The 24,807-nt window shown below is 71.1% G+C and carries 24 protein-coding genes and 1 riboswitch; of the genes, 8 read left to right on the plus strand and 16 right to left on the minus strand.

Annotated elements, in window-relative coordinates; all coding sequences use genetic code 11:
• Positions 1 to 16 precede the first annotated feature (16 nt).
• Positions 17 to 1,171, minus strand: coding sequence for a tRNA 2-thiouridine(34) synthase MnmA (mnmA, locus tag OG689_RS15605; protein ID WP_266320940.1), 1,155 nt, complete (start codon positions 1,169 to 1,171; stop codon positions 17 to 19).
• 196 nt (positions 1,172 to 1,367) lie between these two features.
• The gene (locus OG689_RS15610; protein WP_266320941.1) at positions 1,368 to 2,552 is read right to left on the minus strand and encodes a cysteine desulfurase family protein; all 1,185 of its coding nucleotides are present in this window, start codon (positions 2,550 to 2,552) and stop codon (positions 1,368 to 1,370) included.
• 287 nt (positions 2,553 to 2,839) lie between these two features.
• Between OG689_RS15610 and OG689_RS15615 the strand changes: the two genes are divergently transcribed.
• Positions 2,840 to 3,688, plus strand: a complete 849-nt coding sequence (locus OG689_RS15615) for an IclR family transcriptional regulator (RefSeq protein ID WP_266320942.1) — start codon at positions 2,840 to 2,842, stop codon at positions 3,686 to 3,688.
• Here OG689_RS15615 and OG689_RS15620 read toward each other — a convergent pair.
• Entirely contained in the window at positions 3,624 to 4,313 is a 690-nt protein-coding gene (locus OG689_RS15620; protein WP_266320943.1) for a trimeric intracellular cation channel family protein, read from the minus strand. The two genes, OG689_RS15615 and OG689_RS15620, sit on opposite strands and share 65 nt — an antisense overlap.
• Before the next feature lie 119 nt (positions 4,314 to 4,432).
• Between OG689_RS15620 and OG689_RS15625 the strand changes: the two genes are divergently transcribed.
• Positions 4,433 to 4,786, plus strand: coding sequence for a VOC family protein (locus tag OG689_RS15625; RefSeq protein WP_266320944.1), 354 nt, complete (start codon positions 4,433 to 4,435; stop codon positions 4,784 to 4,786).
• Between the two features lie 98 nt (positions 4,787 to 4,884).
• Here OG689_RS15625 and OG689_RS15630 read toward each other — a convergent pair whose 3' ends face one another.
• The 7 genes from OG689_RS15630 to OG689_RS15660 form a co-directional block, all read right to left on the minus strand.
• Positions 4,885 to 5,943: a dipeptide ABC transporter ATP-binding protein gene (locus OG689_RS15630; protein ID WP_266320945.1), complete on the minus strand. Its 1,059-nt coding sequence runs from the start codon at positions 5,941 to 5,943 to the stop codon at positions 4,885 to 4,887.
• A gap of 28 nt (positions 5,944 to 5,971) precedes the next feature.
• Positions 5,972 to 7,054 carry an ABC transporter ATP-binding protein gene (locus OG689_RS15635; protein ID WP_266320946.1) on the minus strand — a complete coding sequence of 361 codons (1,083 nt, stop codon included), beginning with the start codon at positions 7,052 to 7,054 and terminating at the stop codon, positions 5,972 to 5,974.
• On the minus strand, positions 7,051 to 8,049 hold the full coding sequence (locus tag OG689_RS15640; protein WP_266320947.1) for an ABC transporter permease: 999 nt from the start codon (positions 8,047 to 8,049) through the stop codon (positions 7,051 to 7,053). The genes OG689_RS15635 and OG689_RS15640 overlap by 4 nt, the downstream gene beginning before the upstream one ends.
• A 118-nt stretch (positions 8,050 to 8,167) precedes the next feature.
• The gene (locus OG689_RS15645) at positions 8,168 to 9,934 is read right to left on the minus strand and encodes an ABC transporter substrate-binding protein (RefSeq protein ID WP_266320948.1); all 1,767 of its coding nucleotides are present in this window, start codon (positions 9,932 to 9,934) and stop codon (positions 8,168 to 8,170) included.
• Between the two features lie 89 nt (positions 9,935 to 10,023).
• Entirely contained in the window at positions 10,024 to 11,022 is a 999-nt protein-coding gene (locus tag OG689_RS15650; protein WP_266320950.1) for an ABC transporter permease, read from the minus strand.
• 538 nt (positions 11,023 to 11,560) lie between these two features.
• Positions 11,561 to 12,331, minus strand: coding sequence for an enhanced serine sensitivity protein SseB C-terminal domain-containing protein (locus tag OG689_RS15655; protein ID WP_229912628.1), 771 nt, complete (start codon positions 12,329 to 12,331; stop codon positions 11,561 to 11,563).
• A 328-nt stretch (positions 12,332 to 12,659) separates the two neighbouring features.
• Positions 12,660 to 13,457, minus strand: coding sequence for an enhanced serine sensitivity protein SseB (locus OG689_RS15660; RefSeq protein ID WP_266320952.1), 798 nt, complete (start codon positions 13,455 to 13,457; stop codon positions 12,660 to 12,662).
• A gap of 377 nt (positions 13,458 to 13,834) precedes the next feature.
• A riboswitch (glycine riboswitch) is annotated at positions 13,835 to 13,936 on the plus strand.
• Positions 13,937 to 14,145: 209 nt separating this feature from the next.
• Between OG689_RS15660 and gcvT the strand changes: the two genes are divergently transcribed.
• The 4 genes from gcvT to OG689_RS15680 all read left to right on the plus strand — a co-directional run bounded on the left by gcvT (position 14,146) and on the right by OG689_RS15680 (position 18,780).
• Positions 14,146 to 15,267: a glycine cleavage system aminomethyltransferase GcvT gene (gcvT, locus tag OG689_RS15665; RefSeq protein WP_266320954.1), complete on the plus strand. Its 1,122-nt coding sequence runs from the start codon at positions 14,146 to 14,148 to the stop codon at positions 15,265 to 15,267.
• Positions 15,268 to 15,444: 177 nt separating this feature from the next.
• Positions 15,445 to 15,822, plus strand: a complete 378-nt coding sequence (gene gcvH / locus OG689_RS15670; protein ID WP_266320956.1) for a glycine cleavage system protein GcvH — start codon at positions 15,445 to 15,447, stop codon at positions 15,820 to 15,822.
• A gap of 130 nt (positions 15,823 to 15,952) precedes the next feature.
• Positions 15,953 to 17,221 (plus strand): serine hydroxymethyltransferase, encoded by a 1,269-nt coding sequence (gene glyA / locus OG689_RS15675; RefSeq protein ID WP_266320958.1) that lies wholly within the window; start codon positions 15,953 to 15,955, stop codon positions 17,219 to 17,221.
• A 176-nt stretch (positions 17,222 to 17,397) separates the two neighbouring features.
• Positions 17,398 to 18,780, plus strand: coding sequence for an L-serine ammonia-lyase (locus OG689_RS15680; protein ID WP_266320960.1), 1,383 nt, complete (start codon positions 17,398 to 17,400; stop codon positions 18,778 to 18,780).
• 93 nt (positions 18,781 to 18,873) lie between these two features.
• Here the strand turns inward: OG689_RS15680 and OG689_RS15685 are convergent, their stop codons facing one another.
• Both OG689_RS15685 and OG689_RS15690 read right to left on the minus strand, forming a co-directional pair.
• Positions 18,874 to 19,083 carry a DUF397 domain-containing protein gene (locus OG689_RS15685; RefSeq protein WP_266320962.1) on the minus strand — a complete coding sequence of 70 codons (210 nt, stop codon included), beginning with the start codon at positions 19,081 to 19,083 and terminating at the stop codon, positions 18,874 to 18,876.
• Between the two features lie 29 nt (positions 19,084 to 19,112).
• On the minus strand, positions 19,113 to 19,970 hold the full coding sequence (locus OG689_RS15690; protein ID WP_266320963.1) for a helix-turn-helix transcriptional regulator: 858 nt from the start codon (positions 19,968 to 19,970) through the stop codon (positions 19,113 to 19,115).
• 238 nt (positions 19,971 to 20,208) lie between these two features.
• Here OG689_RS15690 and OG689_RS15695 point away from each other — a divergent pair, with 238 nt between their 5' ends.
• Positions 20,209 to 20,679, plus strand: a complete 471-nt coding sequence (locus OG689_RS15695; RefSeq protein WP_266320964.1) for an ATP-binding protein — start codon at positions 20,209 to 20,211, stop codon at positions 20,677 to 20,679.
• On the plus strand, positions 20,676 to 21,005 hold the full coding sequence (locus OG689_RS15700) for a hypothetical protein (RefSeq protein ID WP_266320965.1): 330 nt from the start codon (positions 20,676 to 20,678) through the stop codon (positions 21,003 to 21,005). Before OG689_RS15695 ends, OG689_RS15700 begins: the two co-directional genes overlap by 4 nt.
• Before the next feature lie 197 nt (positions 21,006 to 21,202).
• On the opposite strand, the gene OG689_RS15705 is transcribed toward OG689_RS15700, so the two are convergent.
• The 4 genes from OG689_RS15705 to OG689_RS15720 form a co-directional block, all read right to left on the minus strand.
• A complete protein-coding gene (locus tag OG689_RS15705; protein WP_266320966.1) occupies positions 21,203 to 21,655 on the minus strand; it encodes a hypothetical protein in 453 nt (150 codons plus the stop codon).
• 131 nt (positions 21,656 to 21,786) lie between these two features.
• The gene (locus tag OG689_RS15710) at positions 21,787 to 23,430 is read right to left on the minus strand and encodes an alpha/beta hydrolase (RefSeq protein ID WP_266320967.1); all 1,644 of its coding nucleotides are present in this window, start codon (positions 23,428 to 23,430) and stop codon (positions 21,787 to 21,789) included.
• Positions 23,427 to 23,732 (minus strand): hypothetical protein, encoded by a 306-nt coding sequence (locus tag OG689_RS15715; protein WP_266320968.1) that lies wholly within the window; start codon positions 23,730 to 23,732, stop codon positions 23,427 to 23,429. Before OG689_RS15715 ends, OG689_RS15710 begins: the two co-directional genes overlap by 4 nt.
• A 551-nt stretch (positions 23,733 to 24,283) precedes the next feature.
• Positions 24,284 to 24,679 (minus strand): ATP-binding protein, encoded by a 396-nt coding sequence (locus tag OG689_RS15720; RefSeq protein ID WP_266320970.1) that lies wholly within the window; start codon positions 24,677 to 24,679, stop codon positions 24,284 to 24,286.
• Between the last annotated feature and the right edge of the window lie 128 nt (positions 24,680 to 24,807).

Consider the following 24,807-nt stretch of genomic DNA (forward strand, 5'->3'; position numbering starts at 1 on the left):
GCCGCGCCGGAACGGCTCAGGCGTTGACGGCCCGCCGCCCGGTGGACGCGATGGTGGCCGAGCCGACCACCCGGGTGCCGTCGTACAGCACCACGGCCTGGCCGGGGGCGATGCCCCGGGCGGGGGTGTCCAGCTCGACCCGCAGCTCGCCGTCGACGACGGCCGCGCTGACCGGCACCTCCTCGCCGTGGGCCCGCAGCTGGGCGGTGTAGCGGCCGTCGGCGGCGGGCACGGCGGAGCACCAGCGCGGGCGGATCGCGGTGAGCGACAGCACGTCCAGACCCTCGACCGGGCCGACCGTGACGGTGTTGTCCACCGGTGAGATGTCCAGTACGTAGCGCGGCTTGCCGTCGGCGGCCGGTCGCCCGATCCGCAGGCCCTTGCGCTGGCCGATGGTGAAGCCGTACGCGCCGTCGTGCTCGCCGAGCTTGGTGCCGTCCGCGTCGACGATGTCGCCGGTGGCGGTGCCGAGGTGCTTGGCCAGGAACCCCTGGGTGTCGCCGTCGGCGATGAAGCAGATGTCGTGGCTGTCGGGCTTCTTGGCGACGGCCAGGCCCCGGCGCTCGGCCTCCTCGCGGATGACGTCCTTGGTGGTGTCGCCGAGCGGGAAGAGCGAGTGGGCGAGCTGATCGGCGTCGAGCACGCCGAGGACGTAGCTCTGGTCCTTGGCCATGTCGACGGCGCGGTGCAACTCGCGCTCGCCGGTGGGCAGGTCGACGATCCGGGCGTAGTGGCCGGTGCAGACGGCGTCGAAGCCGAGCGCGATCGCCTTGTCCAGCAGCGCCGCGAACTTGATCTTCTCGTTGCAGCGCAGGCACGGGTTGGGGGTGCGGCCGGCGGCGTACTCGGCGACGAAGTCGTCGATGACGTCCTCGCGGAAGCGCTCGGCGAGGTCCCAGACGTAGAACGGGATGCCGATCACGTCGGCGGCCCGGCGGGCGTCCCGGGAGTCCTCGACCGTGCAGCAGCCGCGCGCGCCGGTCCGGAAGGACTGCGGGTTGGCGGAGAGCGCGAGGTGCACGCCGGTCACCTCGTGGCCGGCCTCGGCGGCGCGGGCGGCGGCGACGGCGGAGTCGACGCCGCCGGACATCGCGGCCAGCACGCGCAGGCGGCGGCCGCCTGCCGCGTCGATCGGGCTCGGACCAGTGGGGGCACCCGGGAAGTCAGTCATGATGCCTCCAAGAGTACGGGGTGCCCCCCGCTGCCCCGACGGCAATTACCCGCGGGCCGGGCCCGGGCCCGGCGGCGGGCGGCCGCCGTGTGCCCGGCGTCACGCCGGGCACCGTCCCGGCGGGCTCGACGGCGGGGCCGGGCGGAGAGGCTCGACGGCGGGGCCGGGCGGAGAGGCTCGACGGCGGGGCCGGGGCTCAGCGGCGGGCGGCCGCCGCGACCCCGGCGTTGCGGGCCCGCAGGACGGCCGGACCGATCGCCGCGGCGAGCGCCTCGACGTCCGCCCGGGTGGAGGTGTGGCCGAGCGAGAACCGCAGCGAGGCCCTGGCCAGCAACGGGTCCGCGCCCATCGCCAGCAGCACGTGGCTGGGCTGCGGCACGCCGGCCGAGCAGGCCGAGCCGGTGGAGCACTCGATGCCCTGGGCGTCCAGCAGCATCAGCAGGGCGTCGCCCTCGCAGCCGGGGAAGGAGAAGTGCGCGTTGGCGGGCAGCCGGCCGGCGGCGGCCGGGTCGCCGTTCAGCACGGCGTCGGGCACGGCGGTGAGCACCGCGTCGACCAGTTCGTCGCGCAGCGCGGCGACGGCCGCGGCGTGCTCGGCCCGGCGCCCGACCGCGACCTTGGCGGCGGCGGCGAAGCCGGCCGCGGCGGGGGCGTCCAGGGTGCCGGAGCGGACGTCCCGCTCCTGGCCGCCGCCGTGCAGCAGCGGGACGGGCGTCGCACCCCGGGAGAGCAGCAGCGCGCCGATCCCGTACGGGCCGCCGATCTTGTGGCCGGTGACGGTCAGCGCGGTCAGCCCGGACTCGGCGAAGGAGACCGGCACCTGACCGAGCGCCTGCACCGCGTCGGCATGCATCGGGATGCCGTACTCGCTTGCGACGGCCGCGAGTTCGACGACCGGCTGGACGGTGCCGACCTCGTTGTTGGCCCACATCACGGTGACCAGCGCCACCGAGCCGGGGTCGGCCTCGATCGCCTCGCGCAGCGCCGCCGGGTGCACCCGGCCGTAGGCGTCCACCGGCAGGTACTCGACCCGGGCGCCCTCGTGCTCGGCGAGCCAGTGGACGGCGTCCAGCACCGCGTGGTGCTCGACCGGGCTGCTCAGCACCCGGGTGCGGGCCGGGTCGGCGTCGCGGCGGGCCCAGTAGAGGCCCTTCACCGCGAGGTTGTCGGATTCGGTGCCGCCACCGGTGAGGACGATCTCGCTCGGCCGGGCGCCCAGCGCCTCCGCCAGCGACTCCCGGGACTCCTCGACCACGCGGCGGGCGCGCCGGCCGGCCGCGTGCAGGGAGGAGGCGTTGCCGACGACACCGAGGTGCGCCGTCATCGCGGCGATCGCCTCGGGCAGCATCGGCGTGGTCGCCGCATGGTCCAGGTATGGCATAACCCGTCGATTGTAGAGGGCCGCCGGGTCACGATTCGGCCATTGCACCCTCTGCAACGCGTCGTTAGCCTGGCGCAGCACACCGGGCCGTCCGAGAATCGGACGGGCCGGGCCACGGCCACCGGCCGGACCACGGGCCCAACTCCCGGCGGAGGAACGCCCGGACAGCCGTCCTGACCTGCCGGCCGCACACCCGCGGCCCCGCACCCGGCCAGGACCTTCGGCCGGCCCGCCCGGCCCGCAGAACCCTCAGCAGGACCCAGCCGCACGACGCTCCGGGGGGCGCCATGTCACAGTCGGTCGACCGCGCACTGACCATCCTGGCCTCGCTCGGCGACGGCCCGGCCTCGCTGGAGCAGGCCGCGAGCTCCATCGACGTGCACAAGTCGACCGCCCTGCGGCTGCTGCGCACGCTGGAGTCGCACGGCTTCGTGCACCGGCAGTCCGACCACCGCTACCGGCTCGGCGGCCGGCTGATCTCGCTCGCCCAGCAGGCCCTGGAGGAGGTCGACGTCCGCCAGGTCGCGGCGCCCTACCTGGCCTCCCTCAACGAGCGGTACGGCCACACCGTGCACCTCGCGGTCCTGGAGGGCGGCGAGGTGGTCTACCTGGACAAGGTGGAGAGCCGATACCCCGTCAGCCCCGGCTCCTGGCTGGGCCCGGCGTCCCGGATCGGACGCCGGGTGCCGGCCAGCGCGACCGCGCTCGGCCGGGTGCTGCTGGCCGACCTGCCCGAGGACCAGCTGACGGCGCTGACGGTGACCCGGGAGTTCGAGGCCCGGTCCACGCGGCGGCCGGCCGCCGGGGCGCCGCACGGCGACCAGCAGCACTCGGAGGAGCTCCTCGCCGACCTGGCGGCCGTCCGGCGGCTCGGCTGGGCGATGGACCGCGGCGAGAACAAGCAGGCGGTGACCAGCGTGGCCGCGCCGATCTCCGGCAGCGGCGGGCGGGCCGTCGCGGCCTGCGCCATCTCCGCCCCGGCCGACGTCGCCCCGGCCACCGTGCTCACCCGGCTGCTGCCCGAGCTGCTCTGCACGGTCGAGGCGATCTCGCTGGCGTACGGCGGCTCGCCTACTCCTCGCTGGTGCGAGAACCGTTGCGGTGCCAAGCACGAGGTGCCCGCCAGCCGAACCTGAGCGCGAACATCCGCAGCAGGAAGGCGGTCAGCGCGGCGGTCGTGCCGGTGGCCGCCGTCAGGTGGTCGCCGGCGATCAGGACGGCGGTCGCCGCCGAGCCGATCAGCGCGGGCACCGCGTAGATCTCGCGGTCCCAGCGCAGCAGCGACGGGATCTCCTGCGCCAGCACGTCGCGCATCACGCCGCCGCCGGCCGCGGTGACCATGCCGAGCGCCACCGAGGCGACCGAGCCGAGGCCGTAGTCGTGCGCCTTCGCCGTGCCGGTGACGCAGAACAGGCCGAGCCCCAGCGCGTCGAGGGTCTGCACGCTGCGGTTGATCCGCTCCACCTGCGGGTGCAGGAAGAACACCACCAGGCCGGCGGCCAGCGGGGTGGAGAAGTACCCGAGGTTGCTGAACGCGGCCACCGGCGTCGCGCCGATCACCAGGTCGCGCATCACCCCGCCGCCGAGCGCGGTGACCTCCGCCAGGACGCAGATGCCGAAGATGTCCATGTTCTTGCGCACGGCCAGCAGGCCGCCGGACAAGGCGAAGACGAAGATGCCGACCAGGTCCAGGGTCTGCTGCACGTCGGTGGGGAAGATCTGCGAGGTCACCGCACCAGTCTCCACCGCGCCGGACGCCATCCGGACCGCGGGCCTCCGGATCGGCCGCCGGCTCGCCGGGAGGCCCTCGCGGCCGGCGGCGGTCCCGGCCGGGCCGGCAAAGGCCCTCACTCCGGGGCGGCAGCGCCTAGCGTGGTGCCATGACACTGAACTGGGAACAGGTGGTCGTCGACGCGAAGGACCCGGTGGAGCTGGGGCGCTGGTGGGCCGAGGCGCTCGGCTGGGTGACCGTCGACGACGATCCGGACGAGTACGAGATCCGCTCCGCGCCGGACCGGCTGCCGAGCCTGCTCTTCATCAGGGTGGACGACCCCCGGGTGGTGAAGAACCGGCTCCACCTGGACTTCCGCCCGGACACCGGGCAGGCCGCCGAGGTGGAGCGGCTGCTGGCGCTCGGTGCCCGGCTCGCCGACGTGGGCCAGGGCGAGCAGTCCTGGACGGTGCTGGCCGACCCGGAGGGCAACGAGTTCTGCGTGCTGAGCGCCCGCCGCTGAACCACTCGGCGCCCCCGGACGGAACGGCGGTGCGGCCCCGACCGAGAGGTCGGGGCCGCACCGCCTTCCCACGCCCGGAGACCGCCGGGCGGGTCCGTTCAGCCGGCCGCCAGGGTCTTCGTCTGCTCCGGGGTGTTCTCCGGGAAGTGGCAGGCGACCTGGTGGCCCGTCTTGAGCGCGACCAGCGGGGGCTCCTGGGAGGCGCAGACGTCCTGGGCCTTCCAGCAGCGGGTCCGGAAGCGGCAGCCGCTCGGCGGGTTGATCGGGGAGGGGACGTCGCCGGTGAGGCGGATCCGCTCGCGGTTCTCCTTGCGCCGCGGGTCCGGCACCGGGACGGCCGACATCAGGGCCGTGGTGTAGGGGTGCATCGGCGACTTGTAGAGGGAGTCCCGCTCGGCGATCTCGACGATCTTGCCGAGGTACATCACCGCGACCCGGTCCGAGACGTGCCGGACCACCGAGAGGTCGTGCGCGATGATCAGGTAGGTGAGGCCGAGCTCCTTCTGGAGGTCGTCCAGCAGGTTCACCACCTGGGCCTGGATGGAGACGTCCAGGGCCGAGACCGGCTCGTCCGCGACGATCATCTTGGGCCGCAGGGCGAGCGCGCGGGCGATGCCGATGCGCTGGCGCTGGCCGCCGGAGAACTCGTGCGGGTACCGGTTGTAGTGCTCGGGGCTGAGGCCGCAGAGCTCCAGCAGCTCCTGGACGGCCTTCTTGGTGCCGCCCTCGCTCTTCACGTTCTGCAGCCGGAACGGCGCGCCGACGATGGTGCCGACGGTGTGCCGCGGGTTCAGCGAGGAGTACGGGTCCTGGAAGATCATCTGGATGTCGCGGCGCAGCGGCCGCATCGCCCCGGTGCCCAGGTGGGTGATGTCGGTGCCCTCGAACTCGACGGTGCCGGAGGTCGGCTCGTCGAGCCGGGTGACCAGCCGGCCCATCGTGGACTTGCCGCAGCCGGACTCGCCGACCACGCCAAGGGTCTCCCCCGCGTTGACGGTGAAGTCGATGCCGTCGACCGCGCGCACGGCGCCGGACTGGCGCCGCAGCAGGCCCTTGGTGATCGGGAAGTGCCTGGTGAGTCCGGTGACCCTGAGCAGCGGTTCGCGGTCGGAGGCGGGCGCCGGTGACGGGATCGCCGCTACCTGAGTGTCCGTCATGAGGTCTCTCCTGAGGGGTGGTACGTGCTCACAGCCGGGGCGCGATCTCGTCGGTGAAGATCCGGTGCCGCTCGGCGGCCGGGATGTGGCAGGCCGCGTGGTGGCCGGGGGCCGCCTCCGCGAGCACCGGCACCTCGGTCGTCGAGCGTCCGCCGGTGCTGCCGGCGTACGGGCAGCGCGGGTGGAAGGCGCAGCCGCTGGGCACGTTGATCAGGCTGGGCGGGGTGCCCTTGACCGGGACCAGCCGCTCCTGGAGCTCGCGGTCCAGTCGCGGCATCGAGCCCAGCAGACCCCAGGTGTAGGGGTGTTCGGGGCTCTCGAAGAGGGTGTCGGCGGGGCCGCGCTCGATGCACTTGCCGCCGTACATGACCAGGATGTCGTCGGCGAGCTCGGCGACCACCCCGAGGTCGTGGGTGATGATGATGACGGCCGAGCCGAACTCCTGCTGGAGGTCGCGGATGAGGTCCAGGATCTGCGCCTGGACGGTGACGTCCAGGGCGGTGGTGGGCTCGTCGGCGATCAGCAGGGACGGGTCGTTGACCAGGGCCATGGCGATCATCGCGCGCTGGCGCATGCCGCCGGAGAACTCGTGCGGGTAGGCGTCGACCCGCTTGTCGGGCTGCGGGATGCCGACCCGGTCGAGCATCTCGATCGCCCGCTTGCGGGCTTCCTTCTTGCTCGCGCCGGGGTGGTGCGCCCGGTAGCCCTCGACGATCTGCGCGCCCACCGTGTAGTAGGGGTGCATCGCGGTGAGCGGGTCCTGGAAGATCATGGCCATCTTCTGGCCGCGCAGCTTCCGGACCCGGTCGGGGTCGGCGCCGATCAGCTCCTCGCCGTCCAGCCAGACCTCGCCGGAGATCTGCGGTGCGCCGCGCTTGGTGCCGGTGCGGTGCAGGCCCATGATCGAGAGCGAGGTCACGGACTTGCCGGAGCCGGACTCGCCGACGATGCCGAGGGTCTTGCCCTTCTCCAGCGTGAAGTTGAGGCCGTCGACGGACTTCACCAGGCCGTCGTCCGTGGGGAAGTGCACCCGCAGGTCGCGGACGGTGAGGAAGCCCTCGGGGGCGCCGGCCGCCTGCTGGAGCCGGGTCTGGGTCTGGGTCTTGCTCATGTCAGCCTCACCCGAGGATCGACAACGGCGTACAGCAGGTCAACCAGCAGGTTGGCCAGGATGATGAAGAAGCCCGCGAAGAGGGTCACGCCCATGATCACCGGGAGGTCGCTGGCGCTGATGGCGGCGACCGCCTCGTAACCGAGCCCGCGGAAGTTGAAGGTGGTCTCGGTGAGCACCGCGCCGCCGATCAGGCCGCCGAGGTCCATGCCGAAGACGGTCAGGATCGGGGTGAGGGTGGAGCGCATCGCGTGCTTGCCGATGACCGTCCGCTCGCCGAGGCCCTTGGCCCGGGCGGTGCGGATGTAGTCCTCGCCGAGGACGTCCAGCAGGGTGGCGCGGGTGAGCCGGGCGTAGGTCGCGGCGTAGAGGAACGCCAGGGTGATCCACGGCAGCATCAGGTTCTGGAACCAGGCCACCGGGTCGTCGGTGAAGGCCACGTAGTCGTGCGGGAACCAGCCGAGCTGGTAGACGAAGATCGCGCTGGCGAGCATGCCGGTGAAGTAGATCGGCAGCGAGACGCCGGCCAGGGCGGTGGTCATCGTGAAGCGGTCGAGCAGGGTGCGGCGGCGCAGCGCGGAGACCACTCCGGTCGCGGTGCCGAAGACCAGCCACAGCACGGCCGCGCCGAAGGCGAGCGAGGCGGTGACGCCGAAGCGGTCGAGCAGCACCGGCCAGACCGCGCGCTCGGTCTTGAAGGAGTAGCCGAGGCAGGGGGCCGAGCAGTGGGTGACGTCGACCCCGGTGCTGTAGTCCCGGCCGGCGAAGATGCCCTTCAGGAACAGGAAGTACTGCTCGATGATCGACTTGTCCAGGCCCATCTTGTGCCTGATGCCTTCGATCGCCGCCTTGTCCGCGATCTTGCCCACGTAGAGCAGTGCGGGGTCGCTGCCGGTGATTTTCGGCACCATGAAGAAGATGCCGAAGGTGACCGCGGAGACCACCAGCAGCATGGCGACGACGTTGACGAGCCGTCGGATGAGATACACGAGCACTGCGGCCGGCGCCGCCGGTGACCGGCCGAGTCCCCTTGTGGGGGGCCCGGCCGGCCCGGCGAAGCCTTCACCTGCCCTTCGGACTAGCGGTACGAACTACGGGAGCGGGTGGAGCAGGTCACTTGCCGTCGGAGACACCGAGCGCCTGGAAGTCGATCTCGCCGCCCAGGGCGTCCTGGGTGTAGACGTTGGTCAGGCGCGGGTTGCGGTAGTTGAGCGCCTTGTCCGCGACGATCGGCAGGTAGTAGCCGCTGTCGATCACCTTGTGGTTGATCTTCTTGTAGAGCTCGGCGGCCTTGGCCGGGTCGGTCTCGCCGGTCGCGGCGTCGAACCAGCCGTTGATCTCCGGGTCGTTGATCTCGGAGTAGTTGCTGTTGCCGTTCTGGGTGATGAACCGGCCGTCGGTGAGCGGCTGGAGGTAGCCGCTGCCGTTCGGGTAGTCGGCGGCCCAGCCCATCACGATCAGGCCGTAGCCCTTGGTCGCGACGACGCTCGGCGAACCGATCTCGGAGGCGATCAGCTTGCCGTCGTACTGGTCCACGGTGACGTCGACGTTGATGGCCTTCAGCGCGCTCTGCAGGGCGACGGCGGAGTTGACTTCCTTCTCCTTGTTGCCGCGGACCGCGATGTTGGTCTTGAAGCCGTCCGGCTTGCCGCAGAGCTTCAGCTCCTCCTTGGCCTTCTCCACGTTGGGCTTGCCCTTGGTGAAGCCGAACGGGTCGTAGTCGTCCGAGCCGAGGATGTTCGGGGGCAGCATGGAGCCGTAGGTGGAGCCGGCCGTCGACCCGCCGCGGGCGGTCTGCAGGGCGGTGGTGTCGGCCGCGTAGAGGACGGCCTTGCGGCAGTGCTCGTTGTCGAACGGCGCGACCTTCGGCACCACCGAGATGTAGCGGATGAAGCCGTTGTAGGCGTCGTCGGTGTTGGCCTTGAGCTTCGGGTCGGTGAGGACCTTGGCGCCGGCGGCCTGGGAGAGGCCGGTCTGGCTGAAGTCGATGTCGGCCGAGCCGTCGAGCAGGCGGGCGTCCATGTCGTCGGAGTTGGTGGTGATGGTCAGCTTGACGGTGTCCGGCAGCGCCTTGCGGACGGTGTCGGTGGCCTGGTCCCAGTTCTCGTTGCGGACCAGCTCGACGGACTTGCCGGGCTCGATCGACTTGAACTTGTACGGGCCCGAGGAGACCGGCTTGTCACCGTACTTGGAGCCGGTGTCGAGCTTCTGCGGCACCGGGGAGGCGCTGCCCATCGCGAGCAGGTAGAGGAAGGACGAGTCCGGCTTCGCGAGCTTGAAGACGATGGTGGTGTCGTCCGGGGTCTCGACCGTCTTCAGGCCCAGCTTGTTCGGGTCCGCGTCGGTGTACGGGCCCTTGTAGTCCTGGCCCTGGTCCAGGGAGTTGATCAGGTAGGTCGGGCCGCCGCTGATGACGTCCTGGGCGAAGATCCGCTCGATGCCGTACTTGATGTCCTTCGAGGTGATCGGCGAGCCGTCCTCGAACTTCACGCCGGACTTCAGCTTGAAGGTGTAGGTCTTGCCGTCGGCCGCGATCTCGGGCTGGGCCGCCGCGAGGTCGGGGACGAGCGTGAGGCCGTCCTTGCCGGGCTTGGAGTCGTACGTCAGCAGCGTGCGGGCGTAGTAGCGCTGGAAGTTCCACACCGAGGCGTAGTAGGCGCGGCCCGGGTCCCAGGAGTCGGCGTCCGTGCTGGTCCACAGGTTGATGGTGCCGCCCTTCTTGTCCGAAGGGTTGAGCACCTTGCCGACCGCGGCGTTGAAGCCGCCCTCTGCACCCTTGTTGGCGTCGCTGCTGCCGCCCTTCGAGCCGCCGCAGGCGGTCGCGGTGAGCGCCAGCGTGGCCACCAGGGCAGCGGCGGCGAGCGTCCGGTTACGCGTCATGAGTACGGTTCCTCCTGAAGATGTGCGGGCCCGATCGGTCCGCCGAGGGGGTGCTGTCCCCTGGTGTGGGGGGGTGGGTCTGAAGGGGCTCAGTTGCCCTTGGGGTCGAGCGCGTCACGCAGCCCGTCGCCGAAGAGGTTGAAGGCGAGCACGGTGATGAAGATCGCGAGACCGGGGACGACCATGTAGGTCGGGTCCACCTGGTAGATCTTGGTGGCCTGGGAGAGCATCTGCCCCCAGGAGGGCGTGGGCGGCTTGACGCCCGCGCCGAGGAAGCTGAGCGCCGCCTCGCTGAGGATGTTGGTCGGGATGATCAGCGTCGTGTAGACGAGGATCGGGGCCACCAGGTTCGGGAGCAGCTCGCGCAGCAGGATGTGGCCCGGGCCGGCGCCGAGGCTGCGGGCCGCGTCGACGAACTCCCGTTCGCGCAGCGACAGGGCCTGTCCTCGGACGATGCGCCCGATGTAGGGCCAGCCGAAGAAGCCGATGACCACGACCAGGATGCCCATCCGCAGGAAGCTGCCGTCCACGCCCAGCAGGGATGGGGGCATCACCGAGACCAGCGCGATGCTGAAGAGCAGCTGCGGGAAGGCGAGCAGGATGTCCATGACCCGGCTGATCGCGGCGTCGATCCAGCCGCCGAAGTAGCCGGCCGCGACGCCCAGCACCACGCCGATCAGCAGCGAGAGGGCCGCCGCGGAGAAGGCCACCCCGAGCGAGATCCGGGCGCCGTAGACGATCCGGCTGAAGACGTCCCGGCCGAAGGTCGGGTCCACGCCGAGCAGGAAGTCGCTGCTCATCCCGCCGAAGGGATGGTTGGGCAGGCCCAGTTCGGGGTTGATCTGGTCCGGGTGCGGTTCGTCGACCGGGTGGCCGAGCAGCGCGGTGAGGACCGGGGCGAAGAGCGCCACCAGGATCAGCAGCATCACCACGACGCCGCCCGCGAGGGCGACCTTGTCGCGTTTGAGGCGGTCCCAGGCGATTCTGCCCGGGGAACGGCCTTCGATCTTCTTGACCGGCGCCGCTGCGGGTGCCGGTCCGGTCTCGGCCGGGCCGGCGGATCCGGTGGTGTCGATGGGTGTGGTCATGAGTCAGTTCGGTCCCCTCGCCGACGGTGGCCGGCCCACGGTGCCCGGTCGCGCGAGGTGTTCCGACCCGGTCCGGGTCAGGACTGCGTGAGCGGGTGGCGCTACTGGTGCGTGTTGCAACGGTGCGGTGGTGCTGGTCGCCGGATCGGCGGTACGGCGTTGCGGAAGTACAGCGGAACGGAGGTGCTCAAGTGCTCCGCGCGGGATGGGCATCGCGCGGATCATGCGGTCTGCGTGCACGTTCGCCCTTGTGGGGCCCGGTGTGAGCACTGCATTGCGCAGAACTCTCTGCCATTCCCCCGGGCTTGCGCCAGCCCTGACAACCGAAGGATGCCCAACTGTGATCTGTCGGCATGCACGGCCTCGGGGGCCGCATATGCTTCTTCACATATCTGTTACATGCATGTCAAGATCAATGACAGAAGTGGCAGCCGAATGCCCCGGAAACGCCACGACCGGCCTGACATGACATCAGGCCGGTCGGGTGCGAAATGAATGTTTCGTGGCCGCACAGGGCGGGAATTGCGGGACGCGGACCTCAGCGGCCCGGATAGCCCGGCCACGGCTGCTGCGGCCACCCCGGGCCCGCGGGCGGCGGCTGGGTGCCGTACGGGTACGAGGCCTGCGGCGGGTACGCCTGGGCCGGGTACGGGGCCACCGGCGGCCGGCCGGCCGCCTCGCGGTCGAAGAACGGGCGCGCGTTGGCCCGCATCCACATCGCCACCGGGTCGTACTCGTCGCCCATCGCCACCGTCGACACCGCGAGCCCCTCCGGGGCCACCGCGATCGCCCGCTGCATCAGCGCCCGGACCGCCTCCACGGCCGGCGGGGAGGTGTCGTACAGTTCCAGTCCGATCGCCAGGTACGGCTCACCCACGGCGGGACGCACCCATGCCCGGCGCAGTGCCCGGACGGCCCGCACCTCCAGCGCCTGGTGCTCCAGCAGCCCGTAGAACTGCGGTGCCTGGACCTGGGGTTCGCTCAGGTGCAACGGCCCGGCCGGCAGCCGGTCCAGGCCCGCCGCGATCCGCCGCAGGTCCGCCCACGGGATGCCGACACCGCCGCCGGGGGCGTGCGGGTTCAGCCACAGGCCCCAGCGGGTGCGGTACAGCGAGGCGGCGATCTCCTGCCCGGAGATCACCTCGTGCCCGCGCGCCCAGCCGCTGGACGCCAGCTGCTCGGGCGAGGTGACCGCGGGCGCGTACCCGTGCCCGGAGACGTCCATGTTCCCGTACTGCGCGTCGGGACTGCCCGCGGAGCCGTGCCAGAGCAGCATCCAGACCTGGCCCTCGGCCAGCGCCCGCAGCATGCCCTCGTACGCCTCGTACCGCTCCGGCGCGACCTCGCGCAGGGCGCGTTCCAGCGCCCCCGGGTCACCGCCGGGGCGTGCCGCGGGAGGTGGGCCCCACGGGCCCGGTGCTCCGCCGCCGGCCGCTGCCGCGTTCATACGCCCACCTCGATGGCCGCCACGCGAAACGCGCACCTTCTGCCGGCGCGCTCGCCCCGCTCGCCCACTTCGAGCCCTCTTCCTGGTCTGCCGCCGCCGGTGTGGCAGGGGTGTCCGTCCCGGGGTGTCCGGACGCAGCCTATGGGGCGCTGCGGACAGTCGCCATGCCGACGTGCCCCAACTCCGCCGGTCACATCCTTGTGTAGAAGGGCTGTACCCGGCCGAGCAGCCACTCGACCACCGGGTCGTCCACCAGGTCGAGCAGCACGAGGTGGACGCCGCCCGGCAGCGGCGCGGTTCCCAGCGCCCGGCCGAGCGCCTCGTTCACCGCGCCCGCGTCGGCCGGCCAGGCCGGATCGAGCTGGACCCCGACGAACATGACGGTCGGCTCGCCCTCCACGCTGGCCAGCGCCCGACGCGCCGTCAGCACACCCGGCAGCGCGCCCAGTTCGGCGGCCGCCGCGGACAGGAAGGCGAACGGCTCCTCCTCCGGCGCCGGCTCCCGCAGCGCCACCCGGCCGCCGGCCCCGGCGTCCGGCGCGGCGTCCCAGCGGTCCTCCCGCGGCCCGCGCCGCAGCTCGGCCACCCCCGCGGGCGGCACCGGGATGCCCACCGGCGCGTCCGGGTTGACCGCGATCCCCAGGCCCAGCGGCAGCCCCCGCGCGAACTCCCACACCGGGGCGACCGCGAAGGCCAGCCCCGGGGCGTGCTGCAGGAACTGCTCCTGGGAGGAGAACACCGGGACGTACGGCGCACCGCCCAGTTCGATCGTCGGCAGGTCCAGCGACTGCCCCTGCGGGTCGGCCCCGGCCGGCAGCGGGATCCACACCTGGCTGCGGGCCAGCACCTCGATCACCCGCGGCGTGGCCCCCGGGTCGCCCAGCGCGGCGGTGAGCACCTGCTCCAGCTCGTTCGCCGGCCAGCTCCCCCCGGGCGGCGCCGCCCCCGGCCCGCCCCACGCCTGCGCATCCTCCGCCGGGTAACCCATACGCCCCTGTACCGCCCCATCTCTCGCCTGACCGCCAAGCCTATCGGCCCGAACCCCCGCCCGACCGGGCGCACAGGACCACGAAGAAGCCGCCCCCCACCGGCCCGGGAGCCCCGCGTACGAACAGCCCCCGAGCCGCCGGGAACCCGGCCCGGCCCTCGCCCGAAGCCCCGTACGCGGACCGCCCGAACCCGGGAGCCCTGACCGGCGTGAGGGAGCGACGACCGTCGGCACCGGACAGGAGCGCCCCGGAGGTGAGCCGAGCCCGGACAAGGAGCGCCCCGGAGGTGAGCCGAGCCTAATGTTGGGCTTCCTATGCCATGATGTGCCCGTCCTCGTGCGCGTTCGGCGGGGCGCCCAACTCCATACAGGCCGCTCGAACCCGCGCGGGAGAGTCCGGAGTGCCCTTGGGGTACAGCCGGCGCCGAAGGAGCAAGTCCTCCCCGGAATCTCTCAGGCACCCCTACCGCACGGGCGAGGCACATCTGGAAAGCGGACACGGCCCTGCCGTGCGCCCACCCACGGTGCAAGCCGCCATGCTGTCCCCAGGGCAGCGCGCGGTGAAGCTCTCAGGTTGTGACGACAGATGGGGAGACCCAGCCGCCGCATGCCCGCGCGCAGGTCGGGTCCCCGTCGGGACCGGTCCGGCGTGCGCTCACCTGAGTGCCCAGCCCAAGGAGTACAGGCCATGTCGTCCCCCCGTCTCACCGCGCTCGACGCGCTGCACCGCGCCCTCGGCGCCACCATGACCGACTTCGCCGGCTGGGACATGCCGCTGCGCTACGGCAGCGAGCGCGAGGAGCACCTCGCCGTCCGGACGAAGGCCGGCCTGTTCGACCTCTCGCACATGGGTGAGATCACCGTGTCGGGCCCGCAGGCCGGCGAGCTGCTGGACCACGCGCTGGTCGGCTTCATCTCGGCGCTGGGCGTGCTCCGCGCCCGCTACACCATGATCTGCGCCGAGGACGGCGGCATCCTGGACGACCTGATCGTCTACCGGACCGCCGAGGACGAGTACATGGTGGTCGCGAACGCCTCCAACGCCCAGGTGGTGCTGGACGCGCTGACCGCCCGCGCCGAGGGCTTCGACGCCGTGGTGCGCGACGACCGCGACGCGTACGCGCTGATCGCCGTGCAGGGCCCGGAGGCGAACGGCATCCTGGCCTCCGTCACCGACGCCGACCTGCCGGGTCTCAAGTACTACGCGCTGCTGCCCGCGACGGTGGCCGGCAAGCAGGTCTGGCTGGCCCGGACCGGCTACACCGGCGAGGACGGCTTCGAGATCTTCTCGGCCCCCGCCGACGCCGAGCACCTGTGGAACGCGCTGACCGGGGCGGGGCAGGGCGTCGGCCTGATCCCGTGCGGCCTGTCCTGCCGGGACACGCTGCGCCTGGAGGCGGGCATGCCGCTGTACGGGCACGAGCTGAACACCGACCTGACCCCGTTCGACGCGGGCCTGGGCCGGGTGGTGCGTTTCGACAAGACCACCAACGGCGGCGCGTTCGTCGGCCGCAAGGCGCTGGAGCAGGCGGCCGCCGAGGCGGAGACCAACCCGCCGCGGGTGCTGGTCGGCCTGGTGTCCGAGGGCCGGCGGGTGCCGCGGGCCGAGTACGCGGTGGTGGACGCCGAGGGCGCCCCGATCGGCCGGATCACCTCGGGTGCGCCGTCCCCGACGCTGGGCAAGCCGATCGCGATCGCGTACGTGGACGCCCAGCACGCGGCGCCGGGCAGCACCGTCGCGGTGGACGTGCGCGGCAAGCACGAGCCCGTCCAGGTGGTCGCGCTGCCGTTCTACAAGCGCGCCCGCTGAGACCGCACCGCTGAAGGCCCTGCGGTGCGGACCGCGGCCGAACCCTGTGGCCGGGCGCCGGTGCGGATGCCCGCCCGGGTGAGCGCGGTCACCCACCGTCACCCTTGTCCGGGCCGCCGGGCCGATCCGGCGACCCCGCATTTCCACCGACTGCTTCCCATCCTGGAGAATGACGCCATGAGCAACCCCCAGCACCTGCAGTTCAGCAAGGAGCACGAGTGGCTGACGGCCGCCGAGGGCGGTGTCTCGACCATCGGCATCACCGCCCACGCGGCGGACGCCCTCGGTGACATCGTCTACGTGCAGCTGCCCGAGGTCGGCGAAACCGTCACCGCAGGTGAGACCTGTGGCGAGCTTGAGTCCACCAAGTCGGTCAGCGACCTGTACTCCCCCGCCACCGGCGAGGTCGTCGAGGTCAACCAGGCCGTCATCGACGAGCCGGCCCTGGTGAACTCCGCCCCCTTCGAGGGTGGCTGGCTGTTCAAGGTCCGGCTCGACGGCGAGCCGGCGGACCTGCTGAGCGCCGACGAGTACACCGCCCTCACCGGCGGCTGAGTCCCCCGACGGGGCGGCCGCAGCGCGGCGGCCGCCCCCGCCCGGCCCCTTGCCCGCTCCCGCCCGCCGCCCGGCCGTCCCCGCGGCCGACGAGCTGCGCGCGGCTGCCCCATGACGGGAAGACCACACCATGACTGTTCTCAACCAGTCCCTGCACGCTCTCGACCCGGAGATCGCCGCCGCGGTCGACGCCGAGCTGCACCGTCAGCAGACCACCCTGGAAATGATCGCCTCCGAGAACTTCGCCCCGGTGGCGGTCATGGAGGCCCAGGGCTCGGTGCTGACCAACAAGTACGCCGAGGGCTACCCCGGCCGTCGCTACTACGGCGGCTGCGAGCACGTCGACGTGGCCGAGCAGATCGCCATCGACCGGGTGAAGGCGCTGTTCGGCGCCGAGCACGCCAACGTCCAGCCGCACTCGGGCGCGCAGGCGAACGCCGCGGCGATGTTCGCGCTGATCCAGCCGGGCGACACCATCCTGGGCCTGAGCCTGGCGCACGGCGGCCACCTGACCCACGGCATGAAGATCAACTTCTCCGGCAAGCTCTACAACGTGGCCGCGTACCACGTGGACGAGAAGACCAACACGGTCGACATGGCCGAGGTCGAGCGCCTCGCCAAGGAGCACCAGCCCAAGCTGATCATCGCCGGCTGGTCCGCCTACCCGCGCCAGCTGGACTTCGCCGAGTTCCGCCGCATCGCGGACGAGGTCGGCGCGCTGCTGATGGTCGACATGGCGCACTTCGCCGGCCTGGTGGCCGCGGGCCTGCACCCCAACCCGGTGCCGTACGCGGACGTGGTGACCACCACCACCCACAAGACCCTCGGCGGCCCCCGCGGCGGCGTGATCCTCTCCAAGGCCGAGTACGCCAAGAAGATCAACTCCGCGGTCTTCCCCGGCCAGCAGGGCGGTCCGCTGGAGCACGTGATCGCCGCCAAGGCCGTCGCGTTCAAGGTCGCCGCCTCCGAGGAGTTCAAGGAGCGCCAGGAGCGCACCCTGGCCGGCGCCAAGATCCTCGCCGAGCGCCTGCTGAAGTCCGACGCCACCGAGGCCGGCGTGTCCGTCCTCTCCGGCGGCACCGACGTCCACCTCGTCCTGGTCGACCTGCGCAACAGCGAGCTGGACGGCCAGCAGGCCGAGGACCGCCTGCACGAGGTCGGCATCACCGTCAACCGCAACGCGATCCCGAACGACCCGCGTCCGCCGATGGTCACCTCCGGCCTGCGGATCGGCACGCCGGCGCTCGCCACCCGCGGCTTCCAGGCCGAGGACTTCCGCGAGGTCGCCGACATCATCGCCGAGGCGCTGCTGCCGACCTTCGACGAGGCCAAGGCCACCGCCCTGAAGGCCCGGGTCAGCGCGCTGGCCGCGAAGTACCCGCTGTACCCGAACCTGTAGGACCCGATCCTGTAGGGCCCGAACCTGTAGGACCCGCTTCACCTCTCGTGAGGCCCGGCACACACCCGCCGGGCCTCCCGAAACCCCGGGGCACCGCGCACACTGGAACGTGGCGCGCGGTGCCCCGACGCGTGTACCCGCTTGTCCTTCCACGAGACCAGACAAGGACGTCCCCCGTGGCCATCAGCGTCTTCGACCTCTTCTCCATCGGCATCGGCCCGTCGAGTTCCCACACCGTCGGCCCGATGCGGGCCGCCCGGATGTTCGCCCGCCGCCTGAAGTCCGAGGGGCTGCTGGCCCAGACCGCCGCCGTCCGGGCCGAACTGTTCGGCTCCCTCGGCGCCACCGGCCACGGCCACGGCACCCCCAAGGCCGTCCTGCTGGGCCTGGAGGGCAACTCGCCCCGCACCGTCGACGTCGACCAGGCCGACCTGGACGTCGAGCGGATCAAGGCGACCAAGCAGCTGCGGCTGCTCGGCCACGACCTGGCCGACGCCCACCGGATCGCCTTCGACACCGACACCCAGCTGATCCTGCACCGCCGCCGCTCGCTGCCGTACCACGCCAACGGGATGACCCTGGCCGCGTACGACGCCGACGGCGTGCCCGTGCTGGAGAAGACCTACTACTCGGTCGGCGGCGGCTTCGTGGTCGACGAGGACGCCATCGGCGCGGACCGCGTCAAGCCGGACGACACCGTGCTGCGCTACCCCTTCCGCACCGGCGAGGAGCTGCTGCGCCTCACCCGGGAGACCGGGCTGTCGATCTCCGGCCTGATGCTGGAGAACGAGAAGGCCTGGCGCAGCGAGGCGGAGATCCGCACCGGGCTGCTGGAGATCTGGCGGGTGATGCAGGAGTGCGTCGCCGCCGGCATGTCCCGCGAGGGCATCCTGCCGGGCGGCCTGAAGGTCCGCCGCCGGGCCGCCTCGGGCGCCCGGGCCCTGCGGGCCGAGGGCATAGGGCCGGCCAACGCGATGGAGTGGGTGACCCTCTACGCGATGGCGGTGAACGAGGAGAACGCCTCCGGGCAGCGCGTCGTCACCGCCCCGACCAACGGCGCGGCGGGCATCATCCCCGCCGTCCTGCACTACTTCCTGAACTTCATCCCCGGCGCGGACGAGGACGGCATCGTCCGCTTCCTGCTCGCGGCGGGCGCGATCGGCATGCTCTTCAAGGAGAACGCCTCGATCTCCGGCGCCGAGGTCGGCTGCCAGGGCGAGGTCGGCTCGGCCTGCTCGATGGCGGCCGGCGGCCTCGCCGAGGTCCTGGGCGGCTCCCCCGAGCAGGTGGAGAACGCCGCCGAGATCGGCATCGAGCACAACCTCGGCCTCACCTGCGACCCGGTCGGCGGCCTGGTCCAGATCCCCTGCATCGAGCGCAACGGCATGGCCTCCGTCAAGGCGATCACGGCGGCCCGGATGGCGCTGCGCGGCGACGGCCGCCACCACGTCTCCCTCGACAAGGCGATCAAGACCATGAAGGAGACCGGCGCCGACATGAAGGTCAAGTACAAGGAGACCTCGCGCGGCGGCCTCGCGGTCAACGTCATCGAGTGCTGACCGGCTGCCGCAGCGGCGGCGGGTAGCAGCCTCACCCCCGTGGCGGGGCCGACCGGTTCGCCCCGGTGGGCCCCGCCACGGGCGTGAGGCCCGTCAGACGGCTGGGAGGTCGCCCGCCTTGACCCCGGCGACGAAGGCCGACCAGGCCTCGGCGGGGAACAGCAGTGCAGGGCCCTCAGGGTTCTTGGAGTCGCGGACAGCCATCCCTCCGGTCACGATCCGGCCCGTCTCGACGCAGTCGTTCGCCTGCGCGCTGTAGCTGCTCTTGTACCAGCCCAGAGCGGCGATCTTCGGTACGGTCATGTGCCCACCCTCTTCGTCCGATCTCGCGCTCATGCCTTCGCTCGTACGGCGGCGATCATATCCAGCGATTGAGCAGGGTTCAGTGCTGCTGACCTCAGATACTCGAACACGAGCCCATAGCCGTCGAGTTCCGCCTCCTGCTCCAGGTAGTGGCTGCTGGTCAGCGTCTCAAGAAATACGGCGCCTGGGGTCGGGGAGTCGCTGAATCCGAACATGACGAAGGCCCCACAAGCCCCCGCAGTCGCTCCAACCTCCAGCGGAACGACCTGAAGAGTCACATTGGGAAGCTCAGCGACCTTACCGAGGTGGTCGAGCTGCGCTCGTTGCACCTCCTTGCCGCCCACCGGGCAGCGCAGGGCCGGCTCCCAGATGATGGCCCAGAAGCGTGCCGCTTCGGGCTTCACAAGAACTTCCTTGCGCTCCATCCGGATCTTGACGAGTTGGTCGATGCGTTCCGGTCGAACGGCGGCGGGATTGGCTTCCAGCAGGGCACGAGCGTACTGCTCTGTCTGCAAGAGGCCTGGCAGAACCACGGGTTGCCACGTCCGGATGTAGCGGGCGTCACCTTCCAGCCCGAGGAAGTCCGCGTAGGCGGACGGGATGGTGTCGCCGTAGTCGTGCCACCAGCCGCGCCTCTTGCTGTCCCGTGCCAACTCCTCAAGGGCATCCCTGCTTCTTGCCTCGCTGACCCCGTAAAGGTCCAAGAGGATGCCGAGGTCCAGTCGGCGAATGCCGACCGCACCGGTTTCGATGCGGCTGATCTTTGCGCGCGAGCACTTGAGAGCACCGGCCGCGTCTTCGGTCGTCCTGTTCGACGATTCCCGCAGTCGACGAAGCTCCGCGCCCAGGCGGCGGCCTCGCACGGTCGGCCTTGATTCCTCGGTCATGCCCATTCCTCCCTCGACAACTCCAGTCTGCCTCCTGACGGTGCATCGGAGACAGTGAGATCAATCTGCACAGTTGCAACTGTTCTGGTTGCACATTGCACGCATGCGGATGCATGCTACTCGGAGTAGTCCATCAGTCGACACGCAGTAGTCGAACAGGACAAGGCACCGGGCATCCCCATGTCCGTTCCGGGCCGCCGGGCCCGTCCGCCCAAGCACACCCGAAAGGGGCTCCGCCATGCCCGAAACCCTCCACCCCACCCCGTCCGCCATCACCGAACAGACCTGCTGGCTGCCACCCCGCCGCAGATCCGCCGGAGCGGCCCGCCAACTGCTGCGTACGTTCCTCTCCCGGCACGACGGCGGCGAACGCCACGTCGAGGTGGGCGAGTTGCTGCTCAGCGAGCTGGTCACGAACGCGGTCGAACATGCTCACGTACCGCCCGACCGCCTGATCATGGTCCACTTCGCGCTCGCCGACGGACGGCTGCGGATCGAGGTCCACGACCCCGGGGACCACCACCTCGACACCGGCGCGGCCGTCGACCCGCCCGCGCCGGACGAGGAATCCGGACGGGGCCTGTGGCTGGTACGCCAGCTGTCGGAGCAGTGGGGTTGCCGGGCCCGTAGGAGCGGCATCGGCAAGGCCGTCTGGTGCAGCATCGCCGCCACCCCCGACACGACCGCCACCCGCAGGAGCGCCGCATGACCTCCTGCCCCGGCCCGCCCGGCGCCGGCGCCGTCATCGTCGAGATCGAGGACGTGACCGCCCCCGCCCGGTTCCAGCACCTCCCGGACGCGCTCGCCGCCCTCTGGCGCTCGCTGCGCGAACTCCCGCTCGGCGCCGACCAGTCCGACGCCTTCGAGTACTTCCTCACCCGGCGCGAGGCCGCCGCCCGGGTCCACGAGTTCCTCGTCAGGGACGGGTCGCTCACCCTCACCCTGCGGATGGACGGCCGCCTGCACTCCGTCCTGATCCGCCCGGCCGGGGGCGATCAGGCCCGCCCGCGCCCGACGACGCATCCCATGCTGTGACCGGCCCGCCGAACCGCCTCCGCCGGTCACGCCGCAGCGCCGGGGAAGAGCAGCCGCCCACCGGCGGCCGAGCCACCCCGACCCTGCGGCACGAGGACCAGACGCCCCGTGCCACCGTGCTGCGCCCGGGCCCACCCTGCCCCTCGCACCCCTGCGGAACCGCCGGCATGGCTCCGGAGCTCGAATGACACCCGGTCCTAGGACGCCTCCGTAGGCGGCATGAGGCACGGGGTGATGATCTGCAGGAGGATGGTGTTCTCCCGTCCGCCGGTAGAAGCGGTCACAAAGTACCGGCTGGTGGGGTGGGACGCATCGACGAGGGCGTCCGGCTTGTCGTCGATCGCTTCGCGGTATCCCTTGATACTGAGCCCTTCCTTCTGCAGCATGTCACGGATCTTGCGGATGACTTCGGGGTGTTGGGCCAGTGGTACTGCACTGAAGATGCTGTACATGAGGTAGTAGCGGTCGTCGGGAGCACTCTCGCCGTTCTTCCCGGTGCAGTGGTTGAAGAAAGGGTTGGCCGTGGACGGATCGGTCCGGAGGCCGGCACTGTCGGCCATGTGCTGGGTGATCTGCTGAGCCCAAGCCTGGGCCTCGGCCTTGGACTTGACCGGCAGAGGGTCATCCTTGCCGGGAGTGGTGGCGGACATGCATGCTCCAAGAGTGAGGACGAGGACAGCTGCGGCCAGGAGGCTCCGGGAGGTCCTGCTCGCATTCCTGGTCGCACGGTCGTACAGCGGGGTCATCGATCAATCTCCTGCGGTTGCCTGCATCTCGCCGGTCACGGGTGGGGAGCGATGCCGTCCCAGCCCTCCTTGGAAACCGTTGAAGGCTGCCGCCCTGCGATGATCCGGGCTTGATTGGTCATGCTCTCGCTACCCGGGTTCCAGTAGCCGTCGTGACCGTCGGTATCGATCTTGATGTTCTGACCGCCCCAGCCGTCCAGGTGGGGCCCCTGTCCGAGGGTGAGGCCTCCCAACGACTTGGTGAAGTCGTCGTGGGCCGATCCGATCCAAACGTGCTTGGGGTCGATGTTGAGCTTGGAGGCGTTGTCGACGCCCATGCCGGGGCTGCCCAGAGCGATGATGTCGTCGGCGTGCAGGCCCCCGCCGTCGCGGGCTGCGGCACCCAGGGCGTAGCTGCCGTAGCTGTGCCCGACAAAGGTGAGGTGATGGCCCTTGAGGTCGTCGCTCTGGGCTACCCGGACACCGCCCGCGAAGCGGCGCATGTCCTCGGCACCGTCATCCCCACGCGACGTGGTGCCGACGCTACCGTTGCCCCACTCGGGAGTCTCGTACCCCAGCCAGGAGACCACCGCGACCTTTTGGCCCTGGGCCTGCTGCTCGGTCGCTGCCTGCAGCCCCTTGATGTGGTCGATCTGACCCGGGACACCGGCGAGCACCGTACCGGTGCCGGGGACGAAGACCGCGGTGTGGTCGGCCGTGTCGGGGTTACCGGTGGAGACGATCGCCCTGCCGTTGTGCTTGTCGGGGTCGATCCCGAGAAGGAACAGCTTGTGCTCATCCGGGTTGCCGTCGGTCTCGTCGAGCTTCGACTTGATCGTCTCCAGTGCGCGGACCCGCTCGTTGTACTCGTCGTAGGTGATCCCGAAGTCCTTCGGGTGGCCCTCGTTGAGTGCGTCGAGCTTCTGTTCCAGCACCAGGCGGTTGGCCTGGTCACGTACAGCGGAGGGCAGCCCGTCCATGCGGCCGATCTCCGTTGGATGCAGAGCCAGGTAGCTACGCTGCTGATCGGGGGTCAGGGACTTCCACCAGTCGGCGGACCTGTTGGGATCCTTGCCGTCCGGGATGGACGGGTCGGACGACAGGCCGAGCTGCCTGATGACAGCAGCCGCGTCCCGCGCCGTTTCGGCCGTCGCACCGAAGGGCTTGGGGCTGGTGAGGATGTTCGCATCCAGCTCGTCAAGGGCGCTGCTTCCCTGCCGGTCCGCCTCCTGCGCCGCCTTGAGAGCGGCATTGATCCGCTCCTGGGCCTGGCCTTTGAGACCGGCCAGGTTGCGGCGCACTTCCTGCGCATCCGGGTCGTGGCGCTCGGCAGGCTCTTCGGCCGGCATATCGACAATGCCGTCCGGGGATACCTTCAGGCCCCAGTCCTGCGCGCGGTGTACCGCGTTCGTGAGGTTGGTCTGCGCCTGGTACATGCGGTCGGCGACGGTGTCCAACGTGAGCGCGGCGGCCTCGGCCTCCACCTTCACGATGTCCAGGATTTCCTCGGTGTGCTCCATCGTCCCGAAGCCCGCACTTGCCGCGTCACCCTTCCAGGAGTTCCGCAGCAGCCCGTTCACCTGCCGCCGGTGACGGGAGCCAGAGTCCTCCACAGCGTGGGCCAGGGCTCGCCACCCCTTCGCGGCATCGTGCAAGCCGGCCGGATCGAACTTCAGCAGAAGGGAGTAGAACTCGCTCACCGGGCCACCTGCGCGTTCCAACTGTCGGCAATCGCCTTGTCGTTCCACTGGTGGTTCTCGACGGTAATGTCCAGGTTGGCCGCAGTGTCGGCCAACAGTTGCCGCAGGGCCGAGAGCGGTTGTACCCACCCTCCCGCCAGGTGGTCCAGACTGCGGGCCAGGAACCAACCCGTCATCTGACCGGCGGCCGTGGAGGCGCTCCTGATCGCGGCGTCCACCGGCTTGCCGAGGTCCTCCCCGATCTCCCGCGCCGCCTTCGCCGCCGCCTTCATGTCATCCGTACGCATTTCGAACCCGCTCACGGCAGGCCCCCTCCCCCGAGGACAGCGATCCGATCATGTGAATAGCTCACGGTATCCGTTCCACTACCACCCACGCCGGGGGTGCCACTTCGGTTCCCGCACCTTCTGCGGCACCGCCCACACAGACCCCTCGCCCGAACGGGCAGAGAAGGCGTGGACCCCGGCGTCGAGCACCCTTCCCGCCCTGACCACAGCGGAGGGCCCACGCCAGACGTGATCGAGTACAGCATCACCACCCAAGCAAGGGGGAGCATTCAAAGGCATGAATACGAATTCATGCACGCAGCAAAGGTGAACTAGGTTACAAACCTTCCAATCCAAGCTGTCCGGTTTGCTCACATCCTGAGACACATGCGATAGTCGAAGCAGTCCGGGGCGTGACGACGCCCCGGGCGCGAACCACGGCCGTCCCCGACCTGGCGCGGCCGTCCGCATCGCGCGGTATGCACCCCCTTGACCGGCGCGATGACCTGCACGGGCCTCCACGCCGCACCACGGCGACGGGGGCCCTGCGTGTTTCCGGGGCGGGGCGAACACTTCCGCCGACGGTGTCAGCCGCGTTCGCGGATCTTCAGCTCGAACCAGACGGCCTTGCCGCGGGGCAGCAGGTCGGCGCCCCAGCGGTCCGAGAGGTCGTCGACCAGCTGGAGGCCGTAGCCGGCCTCGCCGCCGGGCTCGGCGACGATCCGGCAGGGCAGGGCCCGCGAGGAGTCCCGGACCTCCACCCGTAGCCAGCCCGACCGGCGCTGCACCTGGAGCCCGACGGTGCGTCCGGCGGCGTGGCGGACGGCGTTCGCGATCAGCTCGCCGGCCAGCAGTTCGCCGGCTTCCAGCAGTTGGTGCAGGCCCCAGGACTGCAGGACGGCCAGGACCAGCCGGCGGGCCACCGAGGCCGACTGGGGCCGCGACGGCAGCACCACCTCGTCGGAGCCGTCCTGCTCGCACATCCGGCCGAAATACACCTGTTCCAGCTCTGTCGGACTGAGCCGTTCCAGGGCTGCCAGCGCCAGGGGCCGGTGCTCCGACGATGCGTCACCCAGCAGACCGGACCCAGGATGTGATGACTGTTCCGCTT

Origin of the sequence: Kitasatospora sp. NBC_00240 (assembly GCF_026342405.1) — a bacterium.
Taxonomy (GTDB): Bacteria; Actinomycetota; Actinomycetes; order Streptomycetales; family Streptomycetaceae; genus Kitasatospora.

Bases quoted from the DNA above. Each gene is read 5' to 3' on its own strand.
- OG689_RS15685 (WP_266320962.1), bottom strand. From the start codon at position 19,083: ATGACCGTACCGAAGATCGCCGCTCTGGGCTGGTACAAGAGCAGCTAC.
- gcvH (WP_266320956.1), top strand. From the start codon at position 15,445: ATGAGCAACCCCCAGCACCTGCAGTTCAGCAAGGAGCACGAGTGGCTG.
- mnmA (WP_266320940.1), bottom strand. From the start codon at position 1,171: ATGACTGACTTCCCGGGTGCCCCCACTGGTCCGAGCCCGATCGACGCG.
- OG689_RS15620 (WP_266320943.1), bottom strand. From the start codon at position 4,313: ATGGCGTCCGGCGCGGTGGAGACTGGTGCGGTGACCTCGCAGATCTTC.
- OG689_RS15695 (WP_266320964.1), top strand. From the start codon at position 20,209: ATGCCCGAAACCCTCCACCCCACCCCGTCCGCCATCACCGAACAGACC.
- OG689_RS15705 (WP_266320966.1), bottom strand. From the start codon at position 21,655: ATGTCCGCCACCACTCCCGGCAAGGATGACCCTCTGCCGGTCAAGTCC.
- OG689_RS15615 (WP_266320942.1), top strand. From the start codon at position 2,840: ATGTCACAGTCGGTCGACCGCGCACTGACCATCCTGGCCTCGCTCGGC.
- OG689_RS15660 (WP_266320952.1), bottom strand. From the start codon at position 13,457: ATGGGTTACCCGGCGGAGGATGCGCAGGCGTGGGGCGGGCCGGGGGCG.
- OG689_RS15610 (WP_266320941.1), bottom strand. From the start codon at position 2,552: ATGCCATACCTGGACCATGCGGCGACCACGCCGATGCTGCCCGAGGCG.
- OG689_RS15650 (WP_266320950.1), bottom strand. From the start codon at position 11,022: ATGACCACACCCATCGACACCACCGGATCCGCCGGCCCGGCCGAGACC.
- OG689_RS15720 (WP_266320970.1), bottom strand. From the start codon at position 24,679: ATGTGCGAGCAGGACGGCTCCGACGAGGTGGTGCTGCCGTCGCGGCCC.
- OG689_RS15635 (WP_266320946.1), bottom strand. From the start codon at position 7,054: ATGAGCAAGACCCAGACCCAGACCCGGCTCCAGCAGGCGGCCGGCGCC.
- OG689_RS15645 (WP_266320948.1), bottom strand. From the start codon at position 9,934: ATGACGCGTAACCGGACGCTCGCCGCCGCTGCCCTGGTGGCCACGCTG.
- OG689_RS15700 (WP_266320965.1), top strand. From the start codon at position 20,676: ATGACCTCCTGCCCCGGCCCGCCCGGCGCCGGCGCCGTCATCGTCGAG.
- gcvT (WP_266320954.1), top strand. From the start codon at position 14,146: ATGTCGTCCCCCCGTCTCACCGCGCTCGACGCGCTGCACCGCGCCCTC.
- glyA (WP_266320958.1), top strand. From the start codon at position 15,953: ATGACTGTTCTCAACCAGTCCCTGCACGCTCTCGACCCGGAGATCGCC.
- OG689_RS15625 (WP_266320944.1), top strand. From the start codon at position 4,433: ATGACACTGAACTGGGAACAGGTGGTCGTCGACGCGAAGGACCCGGTG.
- OG689_RS15655 (WP_229912628.1), bottom strand. From the start codon at position 12,331: ATGCTGCGGGCGCTGGCCGAGGGCCAGGTCTGGATGCTGCTCTGGCAC.
- OG689_RS15690 (WP_266320963.1), bottom strand. From the start codon at position 19,970: ATGACCGAGGAATCAAGGCCGACCGTGCGAGGCCGCCGCCTGGGCGCG.
- OG689_RS15630 (WP_266320945.1), bottom strand. From the start codon at position 5,943: ATGACGGACACTCAGGTAGCGGCGATCCCGTCACCGGCGCCCGCCTCC.